The following is a 13703-nucleotide window of genomic DNA, read 5'->3' as shown; positions in this document are numbered from 1 at the left end:
CATAACTCATGGAAGCTGTCATTCCACAATGTATATATTATCTCTGCATACGGTCGATGGTCTTCATCACCGCGTCAGTCATATCCCTGCTCCTGACCGCCAGAAATATCGTGTCATCACCCGCGATACTCCCCAGCAGTCCATTTATCTCCACATTGTCAAGTGCTGCGGCAACTGCCATAGCCATTCCAGACACAGTCTTTATGACTATCAGATTTTCAGCGGGGACCATGGACAGTATTCCCGCAGACAGTACCTTTCTGTAAGATTCTATCGATTCATGGCTCGTGCTCTTGCCAAGTGTATACTTCTGTCTGCCTCCAGCAACTGCCACCTTCGTCAGATTTATCTCCCTTATGTCCCTCGATATCGTAGCCTGAGTCGTTGTAAAACCAGCCTCAGCAAGTTTTTCCAGAAGTTCATCCTGGGTCTCTATATCATATTGCTCTATTATAGACAATATCTTTGCCTGTCTTTTCTGTTTCATGCTATTTACCCCCGAGCTTATTTCTAAGTATCTCGTAGAAATTCACATCACTTGCCTTTATGAGCTTCGTCGTCCTCTGTGATGTACATATATCAAGCACATCCCCGGCAGAAAGCTCATAATCATTTCCTCCATCAAATGACACTATCGCCTCTGTGTCCTGTGTTTTCCGTTTTTTTGCTATGGCAATCGACACCTTTGCATCACTCGGAAGAACTATGCTCTTGGACGTGAGCGAATGGGGACAAACCGGCGTGATTATCATAAGACGCGCCATCGGGTCCACTATAGGTCCGCCGGCAGACAGGTTGTATCCGGTTGAGCCGGTCGGCGTTGACACGATGATTCCGTCGCCCTCATAAGCGTTCAGGAAACTCCCGTTCACATACACATCAAGTCCGATCAGCCTCGAAAATCCAGCCCTGCTTATAACTATATCGTTGAGCGCCCTCTTCCTGAAGGTGCCGACACGAGCTGCTCCTATGTTGCTTTCCTTTTGTGCATCCACGCTGTCCTCCGGCCTGCATCCTGACTTTTTTATAGAGCCCTTTATCATCATGCGCTCCTGAATGGCAAAATCATCAGCCATCAGGCGGTCAACTATCTCTCTCCAGTTTGTGACCTCTCCCTCGGTGAGGAAGCCTACTGTTCCAAGATTTATACCAAGCAACGGTATATCCACATGACTGGCCGTAGATGCTGCATTTAACAGTGTTCCATCACCGCCGAGCACTATAACGCATTCGCAGCCAGAAAGCACATCACTCACCTGCTGCTTTGTGAGTGCGCTGAAGCTATAGCAGTCCATACACTTACTCTGTCCGCCATGGGCATGTATATACTCCGTAAGTCCTGGGAGCACCCCGGATTCATCATCTTTATCAGGATTATACAGTATATATATCGCTTTCATCTATAAATCCTCCAGCTTATTTGCTGAGCGCACTGTGTGATTCCTCAACCAACGCCCTGATATCAAACTCCTCATTTTCACGGCTCTCATCCTTCGTTATATGGAGCAGATACTCTATATTGCCCTCTGGGCCTTTGATCGGAGAATAACTCAGATGAAGTGTCCTGAATCCATTCGCCCTGGCATAGTCCACGATCATCTGCACTACTTCAATATGTGTTGAGAGTTCGCGGACAACCCCCTTCTTTCCGACCTTCTCGCGCCCCGCCTCGAACTGAGGCTTTATCAGGCACACGATCTCACCGCCTGGTGTCATGAGCTCGCGGACCGCAGGGAGAACCTTTGTGAGGGATATAAACGACACATCTATCGATGCAAATTCTATCACGTCATCTATGTCATCCGGTGTTACATACCTGATGTTTGTCTTTTCCATACAGACAACTCTCTCGTCATTTCTGAGTTTCCATGCCAGCTGTCCATGTCCGACATCCACTGAGTACACCTTTACCGCACCATTTTGCAGCATGCAGTCAGTAAATCCACCGGTGGAAGCTCCCACATCCATGCACACCTTTCCTTCGAGTGTCACTCCGAAATTGTTCATCGCCTTCTCAAGCTTAAGCCCGCCTCTGCTGACGTACTTCAGGGTGTTTCCCCTGACCTCTATCCTGGCCGTCTCCTCAAATGTAGTTCCAGCCTTATCCTCTTTATTGTTATCTACATACACTATTCCGGACATGATGATCGCCTTCGCCTTCTCGCGGGAATCAGCAAGCCCCTGCTCTACGAGGAGCACATCCAGTCTTTTCTTCATTTTCTGTCCTCTTATATTCTTGATTATCTTACTGTATTGTATCCGCGTGTCCTATTCTGTCATATATGGAATCGGCGTCCAGCCCCAGCATCCGTCTGAGTTCACTGACCGTTCCCTGCGGCACAAATCTGTCATCTATGGCACAGGTCATCACCTTCACTGGCAGACCATGTTCCTCAACATACTCCTCCACGGCACTTCCATATCCACCACGCTTTATACCCTCTTCGATCACGACTATTCTGTCATGGTCATGACTCAGATCATCGATAAGTTCAGTGTCAAGAGGCTTCAGGAATCTTGCATTCACAAATGTAACATCATCGTCCTCAGATATATACCTGTTGTATATCTTCTCGGTCTCCTGTACCATATTGCCCACAGCCATGATGGCAAGTCCGCGTCCTCTGTGTATGATCTCACTCTTTCCTTTTTCAAATGGCACATTGTATTCACTGAGACCATAGTATGCATCTCCCCTTGAATACTTTATCGCAACCGGACCGTCATAGCCTACCGCCCATTCCATCGCCTTCGTGAGCTCATATCTGTTCTTTGGCGCAATCACTGTCATATTCGGTATGTGCGATAAAAATGCCGTGTCAAATATTCCCTGATGTGTATCGCCGTCAGCTCCGACAAGACCTGACCTGTCTATGGCAAATATCACATGCAGGTTCTGCAGACACACGTCATGGAGTATCTGGTCATACGCCCTCTGCAGGAACGATGAATAGATTGCAACAACAGGCACAAGTCCTGATGCAGCAAGCCCGGCCGCAAATGTCACCGCATGCTCCTCAGCAATTCCCACGTCAAAAGCCCGCTCAGGGAACTTCTCGGCAAATGCAGACACTCCGGTACCCTTTCCCATGGCGGCTGTTATCGCAACTATCCTGTCATCGGTTCTGCCAAGTTCGATCAGTTTTCTTGCAAACACGCCCGTGTTAGACATTGTCTTTTTCTCTTTTATCACATGACCTGTCCGGATGTCAAACGGCTCGACACCGTGGAAATAGCTCGGATGCCTTTCAGCGTGAACATAGCCTTTGCCCTTGACCGTCTTAACGTGCACAAGTATAGGTCTGTCAAGCTTCAAGGCTTTTCTGAATGTAGCTTCCATAGTCTCTATATCATGTCCATCGATCGGACCTATATATGTAACGCCAAGCTCTTCAAAGAACATTCCCGGCACCAGTATCTGTTTAATTGAATCCTTGGACTTCTTGAGTCCCTTCGCCAGACGCTCTCCTGCCACAGGTATCTTCATAAGTACTTTCTCAACATTGCCCTTGAAATCATTGTACTGCTGGCCTACCCTGAGTTTGCTCAGGTACGTAGACATTCCGCCAACATTCTGATCTATAGACATGTTATTGTCATTTAACACGACAAGGCAGCTCGTCTTGATGTCCGCCATATTGTTCATGGCCTCATACACCATCCCGCCGGTGAACGAGCCATCGCCTATCACTGCCGCGATATTCTCATGTGTGCCCTTTATGCTTCTGGCACATGCCATACCTAGGGCTGCTGATATCGAGGTCGAACTGTGTCCGGTATTGAAGGCGTCACATGGGCTTTCGCTTGTCTTTGGAAATCCCGACATGCCTCCAAACTGTCTCAGACTGCCCATCTCGTCTTTTCTGCCCGTCAGTATCTTGTGGACGTACGACTGATGTCCAACATCCCATATAAGCTTATCCTCCGGGAAATTCAGCACACGGTGGAGGGCCATCGTAAGCTCTACGCACCCCAGATTTGGTGCCAGATGTCCTCCTGTCTCGCTCACATGTGATACCAGAAATTCCCTTATCTCCTCTGCCAGCCTCGGCAGCTCCTCACTGTCAATGTTCTTTATATCGTTTTCTTTATTTATTCTATCCAGTATATTCATAAACACACCATAGACAAACCTGTTATTTCTGCCTGTTTATCAGCCAGAGTACAAGCTTCCTCAGGAACTCACTGTCACCGTCCATCTCTTCCAATTCTCTTACCGCTCTCTCCGATAAGTCCCTGACATACTGTCTGGACTTCTCTATTCCATGTATCGTGACGTATGTGATCTTGCCGTTCTCCTCATCACTCAAAGTTGGCTTTCCCAGGACCATACTGTCCCCGCAAACATCCAGTATATCGTCCTGAACCTGAAATGCCATTCCGATATCTGATGCGATCTTCTCAACAGCCTCAACCTGTTCACTATCCGCACCTGCAAGGACCGCACCTATCATCATAGATGCCTCTATGAGGGCTCCAGTCTTGTTCTCATACACATATTCAAGCTGTTCCCTGGTAAGCGTTCTTCCCGTCATCTCGACATCCACCACCTGGCCTCCGAGCATGCCGTAAACTCCTGGCTTTCTAGCAAGTATCCGCAGAGCTTCAGAAACCTTGCGCGCATCTTCATCCAGATCAAATGCCTTGCATGCGGTCTCATACGCATAGTTCAGAAGAGCATCACCGGCAAGGATCGCCATAGCCTCACCAAACACCACATGTGACGTCTGTCTGCCCCTTCTATAATCATCGTTATCGAGGGCTGGCAGATCATCATGTATGAGCGAATATGTATGTATCATCTCTATCGCTGCCATAAACGGCTTTACCACATCTGTGCTGCCGCCAAGCATCCTGTATGTCTCTTCCATAAGCATAGGCCTCAGGCGCTTGCCGCCAGCCTCCACAGAATATGCCATAGCCTCGCAAACAGTTCTCGGAAATCCCTCCACCTTTGGGAGATACCCTGCGACTATCCCATCTATGCGCTCCGCGCGTTCAGCGATCGCTTTATCAAGTGATTTCTTCTGCTCTGCACTGTATGCATCATTATATGACTCACTCTTTACGCTCATCATTCATCCTCCTGACCGGAGAGTGTTATCATCTCCTTCTCAACGTCACAGAGATAATTTCTGCATCTGTTTATAAGCTGGACGCCTTCCGCATACACATCCAGAGATTCCCTGAGTCCTGTCTGTGCATTCTCAAGTATGGCGGCTATCTCGTCAAGTCTTCCAAAAGCTTCCTCTATGGACATGTCTCCGAGTGACTGTTCATCAGATCCTGCTGCCGTTTTCTGTATATCTTCTGCCATAGCTATTCCTCCTGTCTATCGAAATCCATTAATGTCCGTAACAGACGCCAATATCTTTCCATCGTGTACTGTTATCTCAATATCGCTGCCCGGCTCTACATCCCCCACAGATGTGACTGGCTGATCTGCCGATGCTATATATCCAAATCCGTTAACAAGCTTGGCTGTAGGTGAGAGTCCGTGTAACCTCTCCGTCATAACCGCAAGAGCATTGAGTCGCAGCTCGTATTTTCTGTACATTCCGCCCTCAAGTCTCTCACTCATCCTTTCGCACCTGTCATGAGCGCTGCTCAGCCTTGCACTCATAAGGGACTTCATCGTCTCCTGAAGTCTGTCAAGCTTCTCTCTCTGCGCCCCAAGCTGTGCCTCCGGGCTCAGCAGCCTTAACTGTCTCGCATAGCCGTCCAGATTTCTTCGATACTTCTCCATCCGATTATCCATAAGTGCCTTGATGTACAGATATCTCTGTTCAAACTCCGAAACAGTCTCCTTCACCACCGGAAGTGCATGCATGACCGCCGTGGATGGGTTGGACTCTCTCTTATCCGCAACCATATCTGCAACCGTCGTGTCAATCTCATGTCCTGTCGCAGTGATGATCGGTGTCTCAGCATTGAATATGGCCCATGCAACCTGTTCCTCGTTGAACGCCCACAGATCCTCCGCAGATCCGCCTCCACGACCAACGATTATGACATCCATACCCATGCCATCCAGTATCTCTATTCCTCTTGATATATCCGCCGCGGCATATTGTCCCTGCACCGTCGCGGGATAACAATACAGCTGGGCATACGGATCCCTTGTCTTTGCTACCTTACATATGTCGCTTATCGCAGCCTTATTTCCAGCCGTCACAACTCCTATCTTCCTGGGATATCGAGGTATCGGTTTCTTGTATTCCTGTGAAAAAAGCCCCATGCCTTCAAGCTTTGCAATGAGCTTTTGCAGATTGGCATTAACCTCACCATCGCCCACTCGCACAAGCCTGTCCACATAGAGCTGATATTTTCCATCACGCACATACACTTCCACCCGGCCAAAGGCATGAACCTTGTCGCCATTCTTCGGTGTGAAACCCAAACCGTATCTCTGCTTACCGGCGAACATCACAGCGGATATAACTCCACTGGAATCCTTGAGAGAGAAATAACAATGACCTTTCTTATCACGTCCAAATCCTGTTATCTCACCCTCCACACACAGATTGCCCAGCCACGGTTCCCCGCTGATCAGATCCTGGATCCTGCGATTGAGTTCCTGAACTGTATATATATTATTCTGTGGCATTACCGCTTTCTTCCTTTTTTACTAGTTTTGCAAGAAGTGCATTCACAAATTTGCTTGCTGAGACATCACAATATTTCTTTGCAAGTTCAACCGCCTCGTTTATGGCTACCTTCTCAGGAATGGTCTCATCATAAACTACCTCATATACACCAAGTCTGAGGATAGCAAGTTCCTCCTTGCCTATTCTCGGAAGCTTCCATCCCTCTGATATCTCTGATATCGTGTTGTCTATGGCATCCTTATGGGCAAGTATATCCATAACCTTATCTGTTATATATTCTTTGTCCTTCTCCGATACAGACGCATACAGCATAGGATCGTCTTCCTCATCCCCAGGCATCTCCGTGTCAAATGCCAGCTCAAGCTGTTCCTTCATCTCTTCCTGAGTATTGAACTCTGCTGTAAATACGATCTTGAATATCTTGTCTCTTATCTCTCTTCTTGTCATGTTTTCCTCTCCACTATCACTCGTATTCTGCCATGTCTATATCTGCATCATCTAAATCAGCCAGTCTACCTGGCGTCACTGACACGCACACCTGCTATCCTGATGTTGACCTGCTCAACAGAAAGTCCTGTCATGGTCTCTATAGCCTGCTTGACCTTATCCTGAACCTGTGCAGATACCGATGGAATACTGTACTCATAGAGCACTTCTATAGCAATATCCACTTTGACTTTTCCCGGAAGCAGTTCCACCTTGACTCCCTTTGCCGGATTCTTCTTGCCAAATTTCGAAGCAAGCTCATTTGAAATACTTCCGGTAAGTCTGTATACACCTTCCACCTCTCCAGCAGCAAGACCTGCTATGATAGCAACAACATCATCTGCTATCTGTACCTTGCCAAGAGAGTTATTCTCCTCAATATTATATGAACCGTCCTGAACCTTATCTATCTGAACTATCTCGTCTTTTTTATTGTCCAGGGCATCAGTTGCTGCGCCGTTCTGTACTGTATCACTCATACTCATTCATACCTCCCGGATTGTATTTTACGGACTGACAAATCCGTCAAGTCTGCCTTAGATTTCTCCTATAGGCAGACTTCTAGATTTATATATCACACATTATAATATCCTGACAGCTATTTTGCAAGTATATGAGATTTTACAGTACCTACTTGCCATCCATCATAGATATTGCCACATTGCTGATATTATAACCGGTTTTACGTGTCACTATGTCCTCTATCTGTGCCCTCTCCGCATCATCTAGCTCTGCTGCGCCAAGTGTCACATCGACCGACTCGTCTCCTATCGTGACTACTACATCTGTGTATCCCTTTGCCGCCAGCACAGTCTCTATATCAGTCTCCATCTCTATCGTGTCATTTAATCTGACATATGTATCAGCCGCCTCTTTCTTTGCCTCATCGCTGAGCGCCTCATCACCTATGATATCCATGAGTGTCTCTCTGCTCTTTGACCTGTTCTGCTCCCTTGTGAGTTTGACAGATGCCATATTGTTTGTGACAGCCTTTGCACTGGCACTGGTGAGCACCGCATCGCCTATCTCTTCCTCCGGACCGTTGAGCTCCATATCCTCCGATAGTCCCTCATCTGTATCCTGCGCTTCATCAGCAGCAATGTTTTCACTTCCATCTGCCACATTTTTGCTGTCACTTCCCGCAACTTCATCATAGCTTATGACCTCGACCTGTTCCTTGCCGTTCTTTTTTGTCTTTTTGTCCTTTCCCGCATCTGCAAAGCTCATATAACCAGCCACACCGATCATAACTGCAAGTGCTATTATCGCAAGTCTGTTTTTACCACTCACTCTTCTCATAGAGTCCTCCACATTAATTTGCTTCTAATATCACAATCTTATGCGCCTGAACGTCAAATAATGCCTGAACAGCATTTGTTATCTTCAGCGACATTTCTGCATTTTCCGCACCTTTGCAGCATATCACAACTCCCTCAATCTCAGGCTGCACATATTTTGTCACATATGGAACGCTCTGACTTCCGCTCTCCTTAAGGACTGTATCCTCAGTGACGGATGTCTGACTGGAGTCGTCATCTTCACTTTGGGCTGTATTTCTGTCCTTGAGTGCGATCTTCTGCCCGTTATCCTTTACTGTTATCATCACCTGCACATCCGATATTCCATACATTGTCCCAAGCACACCCGCCAGTCTTTTTTCAAGGCGTTCAGTATAGGCTGCTACATCATCCATATAGTTTTCATCCGCCATGCTGTCCGTTGCCTGCTGCCCATCTGCGTAACTGTCAGCCGTCTGTCCATAGATTTCGCTCTCCGCATCATCCGTGTTCTCCTGAGAACTATCCCGGCGGTCTGACGGCCATACTATGATAAGCATGCATATCCCTGCAATCAAAACAAGCAGCAACTTATATATCCTGTTGTTGCTGCTTTTGAGTATCGCTTTAATATTCATTTTCATTTTCCAGCCCTTCCTGCAATGCTGATCTTTTCCTGGTCCAGCCCGTATTCATCCGAAAGCACTTTTGACATTTCCCCAGAATCAGCCTCCCCGTGATCTATTTGTTTTCCGGTCTGTGCATTCTCCCCTTCCATAGGATTATCTCCGGAAAGAATTACCCGGATTCCAGCTATTTCCATTTCATCGGATAACTCTATATCCACATCTGCATATGTCCCATACCTGTCAGAAATAAAATCCTGTATTACCTTCTCCATAAGTTCTACGTACACCTCATCATCCCCACCATCTATATTTGCCCCAAGCGACTCTTCATACATATCAAAGATCACACGGTCATCGCTGTGCAGCCACCTTATGACCGGCGTGAGAACGACTATCATCATGACAAATCCGATGGCCGTCTGTATGTATTTCTTCATCTTCGGGTCAGGCACAAGATACAGGATAACCGAGAACAATATGCCGCACACTATTATATTTGTTATCCATTCCCTGAGCATTACATCCCTCCATGTAAAGGCAGGAGGGGTTGATCCTGCCTGCATTCAGCTACGACGATATACTCATTGTCATAAGAGCTATGCTGATCACAAACATCATCACGCTTATACCACATGCCTTCAGCATCAGTTCCGCTGTCGCCGCCATGATCCCAACTCCCTCTGAATATCTGCTGTCCCCAACAGGCTGTACCACAGCCGCGATACACCTAAGTGTAAATACTATAATAAGTATCTTTATCATGGGAACCGCCGCCAGTATCACTATGATAACTGTACACGCCATCCCCATACAGTTTTTTATAAACTCTCCTGTACTTATCATGACACTCAGCACTGCACTGACAGATGACATGCCAGACATCTTTCCTATAGCCCTGAGTATCCCGTTTCTTGATACCCTGTCTATCGATGGTGCTATCATGCTCTTCACGACATTGATGCCCGTGACAACGGCGAACATCGTTCCAAGCCCCCAGCTGGCAAGCTTCTTCATCAGCCCCGCAAGTCTTGAGAAATTATCTTCCTTGTTGAGATTATTCACCAGCGCCACTATCCCGCTGCACTTTATAAGGGGCAGGATGAATCCGATTATCCCCGTCTGACATATGTATATCACAAGTATGAGCACCGACTGCGAGTACATGGCGCTTTCAGGTCCGCTGACATACAATATCTGAGATGCATACATAGGATAAAACGCCCTCATGAACTCGGTAACATCCCCTATCGTGTCTGTTACAACATTCTGTACTATGACGAAATCACCGAGCAGCAGCGATACAAGCACCATATATGTCACCATGAAGCCATTTTCCATGACATACTCTCCGATATTGCCCGACACCTGGGCAAATGTACTTCCAAGAACTATTACCGCGATTATCTGCAGAGCAAGCACGCGGCTTGTCCTCACCTCATAGGCGATGCTGTCCGCCAGAGCCCTTCCAACGCGCCGGCAGGCACCGTCTATATCACCGGTCCTCAGAAGTTCATATATCTCGCTGAACTTAACCGATGTCTTTTCGCTGATGAGTTCGTCAAGCTGATCTATCCAGTCGCTATCAGGATCACTCTCGTACTCTGCGGTCCGCATATCCGCTGACACCTGGTATTCTGGCAGCAGCGCAAACACACCGACCATATAGATCAATAAAGCCATACGGACACCGCATCTAAAAAAATACCTACCCTTCAACTATCTTCACCACCAGATCTATCACACTCATGAGAACCGGCATGCTTAGAAGTATGAGGGATATCTTTCCCGCCATCTCAACCTGGGAGGCTATGGCATTGTATCCCGCATCCCTGCACAGGTCACTTGAAAACTGACACACATATGCAAGACCGATCATCTTCAGGATAACATCTATGTATGTGATATTTACCGATATGTATGCTGTGATCCTGTCTATATAATCCGTGATCTGTCTGAATCTACTAACCACGAAATACATCACCATCACACAGCCCGCCATCGAGAGAATGACTCCATATCCGGAATCCATATCCTTTATCTTTATGGCTATGAGTACCACTATCACCGCTGCAAATGACACTGCTATCAGATTCATCACATCACCATCCATCACTGTCCCAGATTTACAAGTTCCATTATCTCATTAAACAGATCCCGTATATAGGGAATCACCCATGACAACACTATGATAAGCCCTGCCAGATTAAGAAGATATGCATGCTCCTCTTTCCCGGAATGCTTGAGTATCTGGTTCAGCAATGCCACCAGGATACCTACCGCCCCTATTTTCAACAGTATCTGGATCGTCATAGTTTCCTCTCCTCTACGCTCACAATAACATTATCACGATGAACAGTCCTGCCAGTATCCCAAGGGAATTGGAAAGCTTCCTGATCCCCCCATTTCTGTTTCTCTCCCTCTCATATTTGTCAGTGATTATATTCTCTATCAGCGATATCCTGGATATCTGTGCATCGACATCCATATCTCCGAGTATATCACCAAGACGGCCAATCTCCTCCACCACATCCGCGCGGACTGCCGAGAGATCCGACAGCACTGCCATCGAATCCCGCCACAATTCGCCAAATGGCTTGTCCCTGCCGCCGGAAACGTCTTCGTTGAGGCTGTGCAGCCACATCTTCACAGCTCCCTTAGTGCGCTTCTCACATCTGGCAAGCAGTTCAGGCAGCTCTGTTCCCTCGTATATTATCTGGTTCTTTATGATCTGTATCAGTAAAATGAGCTCCTCCAGCTCACTCACCATTCTTGTGTGAAAGCTGCCCACTGCATGTCCTGTCATAAATGAGGCATACAGTATAAGAAAGCAGCCTGTTATCTTCAACATATATCTACTTCATCCTCCCCGGCGTCATTCGCACCAGCACAGTCTGTTGCCCTGACCGTCAAATATGTCTGATACCTGCCCTGCTTTCTCTCCCCCCAGAACAACGTATCTCTCAAACACGCGGTTTTCCACAAGTCTTCTTATACCGGTTCTCTCCCGCACATCATCTATGGAGTAGCCATGAGCTGTGGCAAGCAATCTGCACCCACAGTTTACGACGCCAAATATCGCGTCCACATCCGCAGGCCCACCTATCTCATCGACCGCTATAAGCTCCGGTGCCATGGTCCTGACTAACATCATCATTCCCGCAGCCTTCGGGCAGCAGTCAAGCACATCAGTCCTTATACCCACATCGTTTTGAGGTATCCCCTTGTAACATGCCGCTATCTCAGATCTCTCATCTACAACTCCCACCGTGGTTCCGCTGTTGGACACCACCCTTATGATATCCCTGAGCAAAGTGGTCTTGCCATGACATGGCGCTGATACGATGAGTGTGTTCAGAAGTCTTCCACCGCTCACTATGTACTGCATCACTCTGTTGCTACAACCCTTGATCTCATGGGCAACCCTTATGTTGAGAAACGATATGTGCCGTATACACTTTATCCTGTTTCCGTCCAATATGATCTTTCCCGCAACACCTACTCTATGACCTCCGCACACAGTCACAAAGCCCTGCCTTATCTCATCCTCGTAAGCATACAGTGAGTGGTTGCACACACATTCCAAGGTATCATTCACATCCCTGGCAGTCACTATGTAAGCCTTTGCCGCATCATCCGTCTTCATTCCCCTTGAATCCACATATATCTCGCTGTCCTCATACCTCAGAATAAACGGGCTGTTCACCCTGAGCCTGATCTCCCACAATCTGCTGAAATCCAGTTTCAGTTTCTCCACCATACACCTGATCCTCACCGGCAGCAGGCGCAATACATCTTCTCCGCACATACATTTTCCCTCTTGTGATCACTCTGCTATTATGACTACATAAACAATATATTCATGGGGTTGAGGATTTAGAACACGCAGGGAACTGATTGCATAAAAAAATCAGGTACAGCAACCGCCATACCTGATCTATGATAGTTTCTATTAATATTGTTACACGCTGTGAATTAAACTCTTGAAAGATACTCACCTGTACGTGTATCGATCTTGATCGTGTCACCCTCGTTTACGAAGAGAGGTACTGATACCTGAGCGCCTGTCTCAACTGTACATGGCTTTGTAGCACCTGTTGCTGTATCGCCCTTTACACCAGGCTCGCACTCTGTGATAACCAGCTCTACAAAAAGAGGTGGCTCTACAGCAAATACGTTGCCGTTGTGTGAACAGATCTTACAGAGCTCGTTCTCCTTAACGAACTTAAGTGAATCACCTATAGCTGCTGAGCTGATAGGAATCTGATCATATGTCTCTGGATCCATGAAATAGAAAAGATCTCCGTCATTGTAAAGATACTGCATATCCTTTCTCTCGATGTGAGCCTTCTCACACTTCTCTGTTGGACGGAATGACTTCTCTACAACACCGCCGTTCTTGATGTTCTTAAGCTTTGTTCTTACGAAAGCTGCACCCTTTCCTGGCTTAACGTGCTGGAACTCTATAATCTGATAAATATTTCCCTCGAATTCGATCGTAACGCCGTTTCTAAAATCGCCTGCTGAGATCATCTCTGCCATAACTATCTTATCCTCCTTAAAGATATTAACTTCTTGCTTAAAGATACAAACTTCTTGTCACATTTTATAATATATGAAATAATTTTTCAACTATTTTTTACCATACACAGACATACTGCAACTATACGCATACGCAGCTGTGTATACTCAGCTATATTCATACA

Annotated in this window: 18 protein-coding genes; all 18 read right to left on the bottom strand. The window is 46.9% G+C overall.

Features of this window, described 5'->3' with window-relative positions; all coding sequences use genetic code 11:
* Positions 1 to 37 precede the first annotated feature (37 nt).
* The 18 genes from NQ536_RS04975 to efp all read right to left on the bottom strand — a co-directional run bounded on the left by NQ536_RS04975 (position 38) and on the right by efp (position 13530).
* Positions 38 to 487, bottom strand: a complete 450-nt coding sequence (locus NQ536_RS04975) for an arginine repressor (RefSeq protein WP_004848917.1) — start codon at positions 485 to 487, stop codon at positions 38 to 40.
* Between the two features lies 1 nt (position 488).
* The gene (locus tag NQ536_RS04970) at positions 489 to 1400 is read right to left on the bottom strand and encodes an NAD(+)/NADH kinase (protein ID WP_004848916.1); all 912 of its coding nucleotides are present in this window, start codon (positions 1398 to 1400) and stop codon (positions 489 to 491) included.
* 16 nt (positions 1401 to 1416) lie between these two features.
* Positions 1417 to 2217: a TlyA family RNA methyltransferase gene (locus NQ536_RS04965; protein WP_004848915.1), complete on the bottom strand. Its 801-nt coding sequence runs from the start codon at positions 2215 to 2217 to the stop codon at positions 1417 to 1419.
* Between the two features lie 28 nt (positions 2218 to 2245).
* Positions 2246 to 4114 (bottom strand): 1-deoxy-D-xylulose-5-phosphate synthase, encoded by a 1869-nt coding sequence (dxs, locus tag NQ536_RS04960; protein WP_004848912.1) that lies wholly within the window; start codon positions 4112 to 4114, stop codon positions 2246 to 2248.
* 22 nt (positions 4115 to 4136) lie between these two features.
* Complete coding sequence (locus NQ536_RS04955; RefSeq protein ID WP_004848911.1) at positions 4137 to 5078, bottom strand: polyprenyl synthetase family protein; 942 nt, start codon at positions 5076 to 5078, stop codon at positions 4137 to 4139.
* Entirely contained in the window at positions 5075 to 5317 is a 243-nt protein-coding gene (xseB, locus tag NQ536_RS04950; RefSeq protein WP_004848909.1) for an exodeoxyribonuclease VII small subunit, read from the bottom strand. The genes NQ536_RS04955 and xseB overlap by 4 nt, the downstream gene beginning before the upstream one ends.
* A gap of 15 nt (positions 5318 to 5332) precedes the next feature.
* Positions 5333 to 6607, bottom strand: a complete 1275-nt coding sequence (xseA, locus tag NQ536_RS04945) for an exodeoxyribonuclease VII large subunit (protein WP_004848908.1) — start codon at positions 6605 to 6607, stop codon at positions 5333 to 5335.
* Positions 6594 to 7055 (bottom strand): transcription antitermination factor NusB, encoded by a 462-nt coding sequence (nusB, locus tag NQ536_RS04940; RefSeq protein ID WP_004848907.1) that lies wholly within the window; start codon positions 7053 to 7055, stop codon positions 6594 to 6596. Before nusB ends, xseA begins: the two co-directional genes overlap by 14 nt.
* Positions 7056 to 7120: 65 nt before the next feature.
* Positions 7121 to 7579, bottom strand: coding sequence for an Asp23/Gls24 family envelope stress response protein (locus NQ536_RS04935; protein ID WP_004848905.1), 459 nt, complete (start codon positions 7577 to 7579; stop codon positions 7121 to 7123).
* A 145-nt stretch (positions 7580 to 7724) separates the two neighbouring features.
* On the bottom strand, positions 7725 to 8393 hold the full coding sequence (locus tag NQ536_RS04930) for a SpoIIIAH-like family protein (RefSeq protein ID WP_004848904.1): 669 nt from the start codon (positions 8391 to 8393) through the stop codon (positions 7725 to 7727).
* A gap of 13 nt (positions 8394 to 8406) precedes the next feature.
* Entirely contained in the window at positions 8407 to 9015 is a 609-nt protein-coding gene (locus tag NQ536_RS04925; RefSeq protein WP_004848902.1) for a hypothetical protein, read from the bottom strand.
* Positions 9012 to 9518 (bottom strand): stage III sporulation protein AF, encoded by a 507-nt coding sequence (locus NQ536_RS04920; RefSeq protein WP_022058465.1) that lies wholly within the window; start codon positions 9516 to 9518, stop codon positions 9012 to 9014. Before NQ536_RS04920 ends, NQ536_RS04925 begins: the two co-directional genes overlap by 4 nt.
* 49 nt (positions 9519 to 9567) lie before the next feature.
* The gene (locus NQ536_RS04915) at positions 9568 to 10680 is read right to left on the bottom strand and encodes a stage III sporulation protein AE (protein ID WP_004848898.1); all 1113 of its coding nucleotides are present in this window, start codon (positions 10678 to 10680) and stop codon (positions 9568 to 9570) included.
* Positions 10681 to 10705: 25 nt separating this feature from the next.
* Entirely contained in the window at positions 10706 to 11095 is a 390-nt protein-coding gene (gene spoIIIAD, locus NQ536_RS04910; protein ID WP_167530853.1) for a stage III sporulation protein AD, read from the bottom strand.
* Positions 11096 to 11109: 14 nt separating this feature from the next.
* On the bottom strand, positions 11110 to 11310 hold the full coding sequence (gene spoIIIAC, locus NQ536_RS04905) for a stage III sporulation protein AC (protein ID WP_004848895.1): 201 nt from the start codon (positions 11308 to 11310) through the stop codon (positions 11110 to 11112).
* A gap of 19 nt (positions 11311 to 11329) precedes the next feature.
* On the bottom strand, positions 11330 to 11848 hold the full coding sequence (locus NQ536_RS04900; protein WP_004848893.1) for a stage III sporulation protein AB: 519 nt from the start codon (positions 11846 to 11848) through the stop codon (positions 11330 to 11332).
* A 24-nt stretch (positions 11849 to 11872) separates the two neighbouring features.
* The gene (gene spoIIIAA / locus NQ536_RS04895; RefSeq protein ID WP_022058469.1) at positions 11873 to 12805 is read right to left on the bottom strand and encodes a stage III sporulation protein AA; all 933 of its coding nucleotides are present in this window, start codon (positions 12803 to 12805) and stop codon (positions 11873 to 11875) included.
* Positions 12806 to 12972: 167 nt separating this feature from the next.
* Positions 12973 to 13530, bottom strand: a complete 558-nt coding sequence (gene efp, locus NQ536_RS04890; RefSeq protein WP_044997730.1) for an elongation factor P — start codon at positions 13528 to 13530, stop codon at positions 12973 to 12975.
* Positions 13531 to 13703 lie beyond the last annotated feature (173 nt).

Source organism: Coprococcus eutactus (genome assembly GCF_025149915.1).
Lineage (GTDB): Bacteria > Bacillota > Clostridia > Lachnospirales > Lachnospiraceae > Coprococcus > Coprococcus eutactus.
Note: the sequence above shows the minus strand (reverse complement) of the source record. Positions and strands in the feature narration are given on the sequence as shown.

Coding starts and splice junctions, on each gene's coding strand:
- spoIIIAC (WP_004848895.1), bottom strand. CDS start 11,310: ATGACGATCCAGATACTGTTGAAAATAGGGGCGGTAGGTATCCTGGTG.
- efp (WP_044997730.1), bottom strand. CDS start 13,530: ATGATCTCAGCAGGCGATTTTAGAAACGGCGTTACGATCGAATTCGAG.
- spoIIIAD (WP_167530853.1), bottom strand. CDS start 11,095: ATGAATCTGATAGCAGTGTCATTTGCAGCGGTGATAGTGGTACTCATA.
- xseA (WP_004848908.1), bottom strand. CDS start 6,607: ATGCCACAGAATAATATATATACAGTTCAGGAACTCAATCGCAGGATC.
- xseB (WP_004848909.1), bottom strand. CDS start 5,317: ATGGCAGAAGATATACAGAAAACGGCAGCAGGATCTGATGAACAGTCA.
- NQ536_RS04900 (WP_004848893.1), bottom strand. CDS start 11,848: ATGTTGAAGATAACAGGCTGCTTTCTTATACTGTATGCCTCATTTATG.
- NQ536_RS04930 (WP_004848904.1), bottom strand. CDS start 8,393: ATGAGAAGAGTGAGTGGTAAAAACAGACTTGCGATAATAGCACTTGCA.
- nusB (WP_004848907.1), bottom strand. CDS start 7,055: ATGACAAGAAGAGAGATAAGAGACAAGATATTCAAGATCGTATTTACA.
- spoIIIAA (WP_022058469.1), bottom strand. CDS start 12,805: ATGTGCGGAGAAGATGTATTGCGCCTGCTGCCGGTGAGGATCAGGTGT.
- NQ536_RS04935 (WP_004848905.1), bottom strand. CDS start 7,579: ATGAGTATGAGTGATACAGTACAGAACGGCGCAGCAACTGATGCCCTG.
- NQ536_RS04975 (WP_004848917.1), bottom strand. CDS start 487: ATGAAACAGAAAAGACAGGCAAAGATATTGTCTATAATAGAGCAATAT.
- NQ536_RS04965 (WP_004848915.1), bottom strand. CDS start 2,217: ATGAAGAAAAGACTGGATGTGCTCCTCGTAGAGCAGGGGCTTGCTGAT.
- NQ536_RS04955 (WP_004848911.1), bottom strand. CDS start 5,078: ATGATGAGCGTAAAGAGTGAGTCATATAATGATGCATACAGTGCAGAG.
- NQ536_RS04920 (WP_022058465.1), bottom strand. CDS start 9,518: ATGCTCAGGGAATGGATAACAAATATAATAGTGTGCGGCATATTGTTC.
- NQ536_RS04915 (WP_004848898.1), bottom strand. CDS start 10,680: ATGGCTTTATTGATCTATATGGTCGGTGTGTTTGCGCTGCTGCCAGAA.
- dxs (WP_004848912.1), bottom strand. CDS start 4,114: ATGAATATACTGGATAGAATAAATAAAGAAAACGATATAAAGAACATT.
- NQ536_RS04925 (WP_004848902.1), bottom strand. CDS start 9,015: ATGAAAATGAATATTAAAGCGATACTCAAAAGCAGCAACAACAGGATA.
- NQ536_RS04970 (WP_004848916.1), bottom strand. CDS start 1,400: ATGAAAGCGATATATATACTGTATAATCCTGATAAAGATGATGAATCC.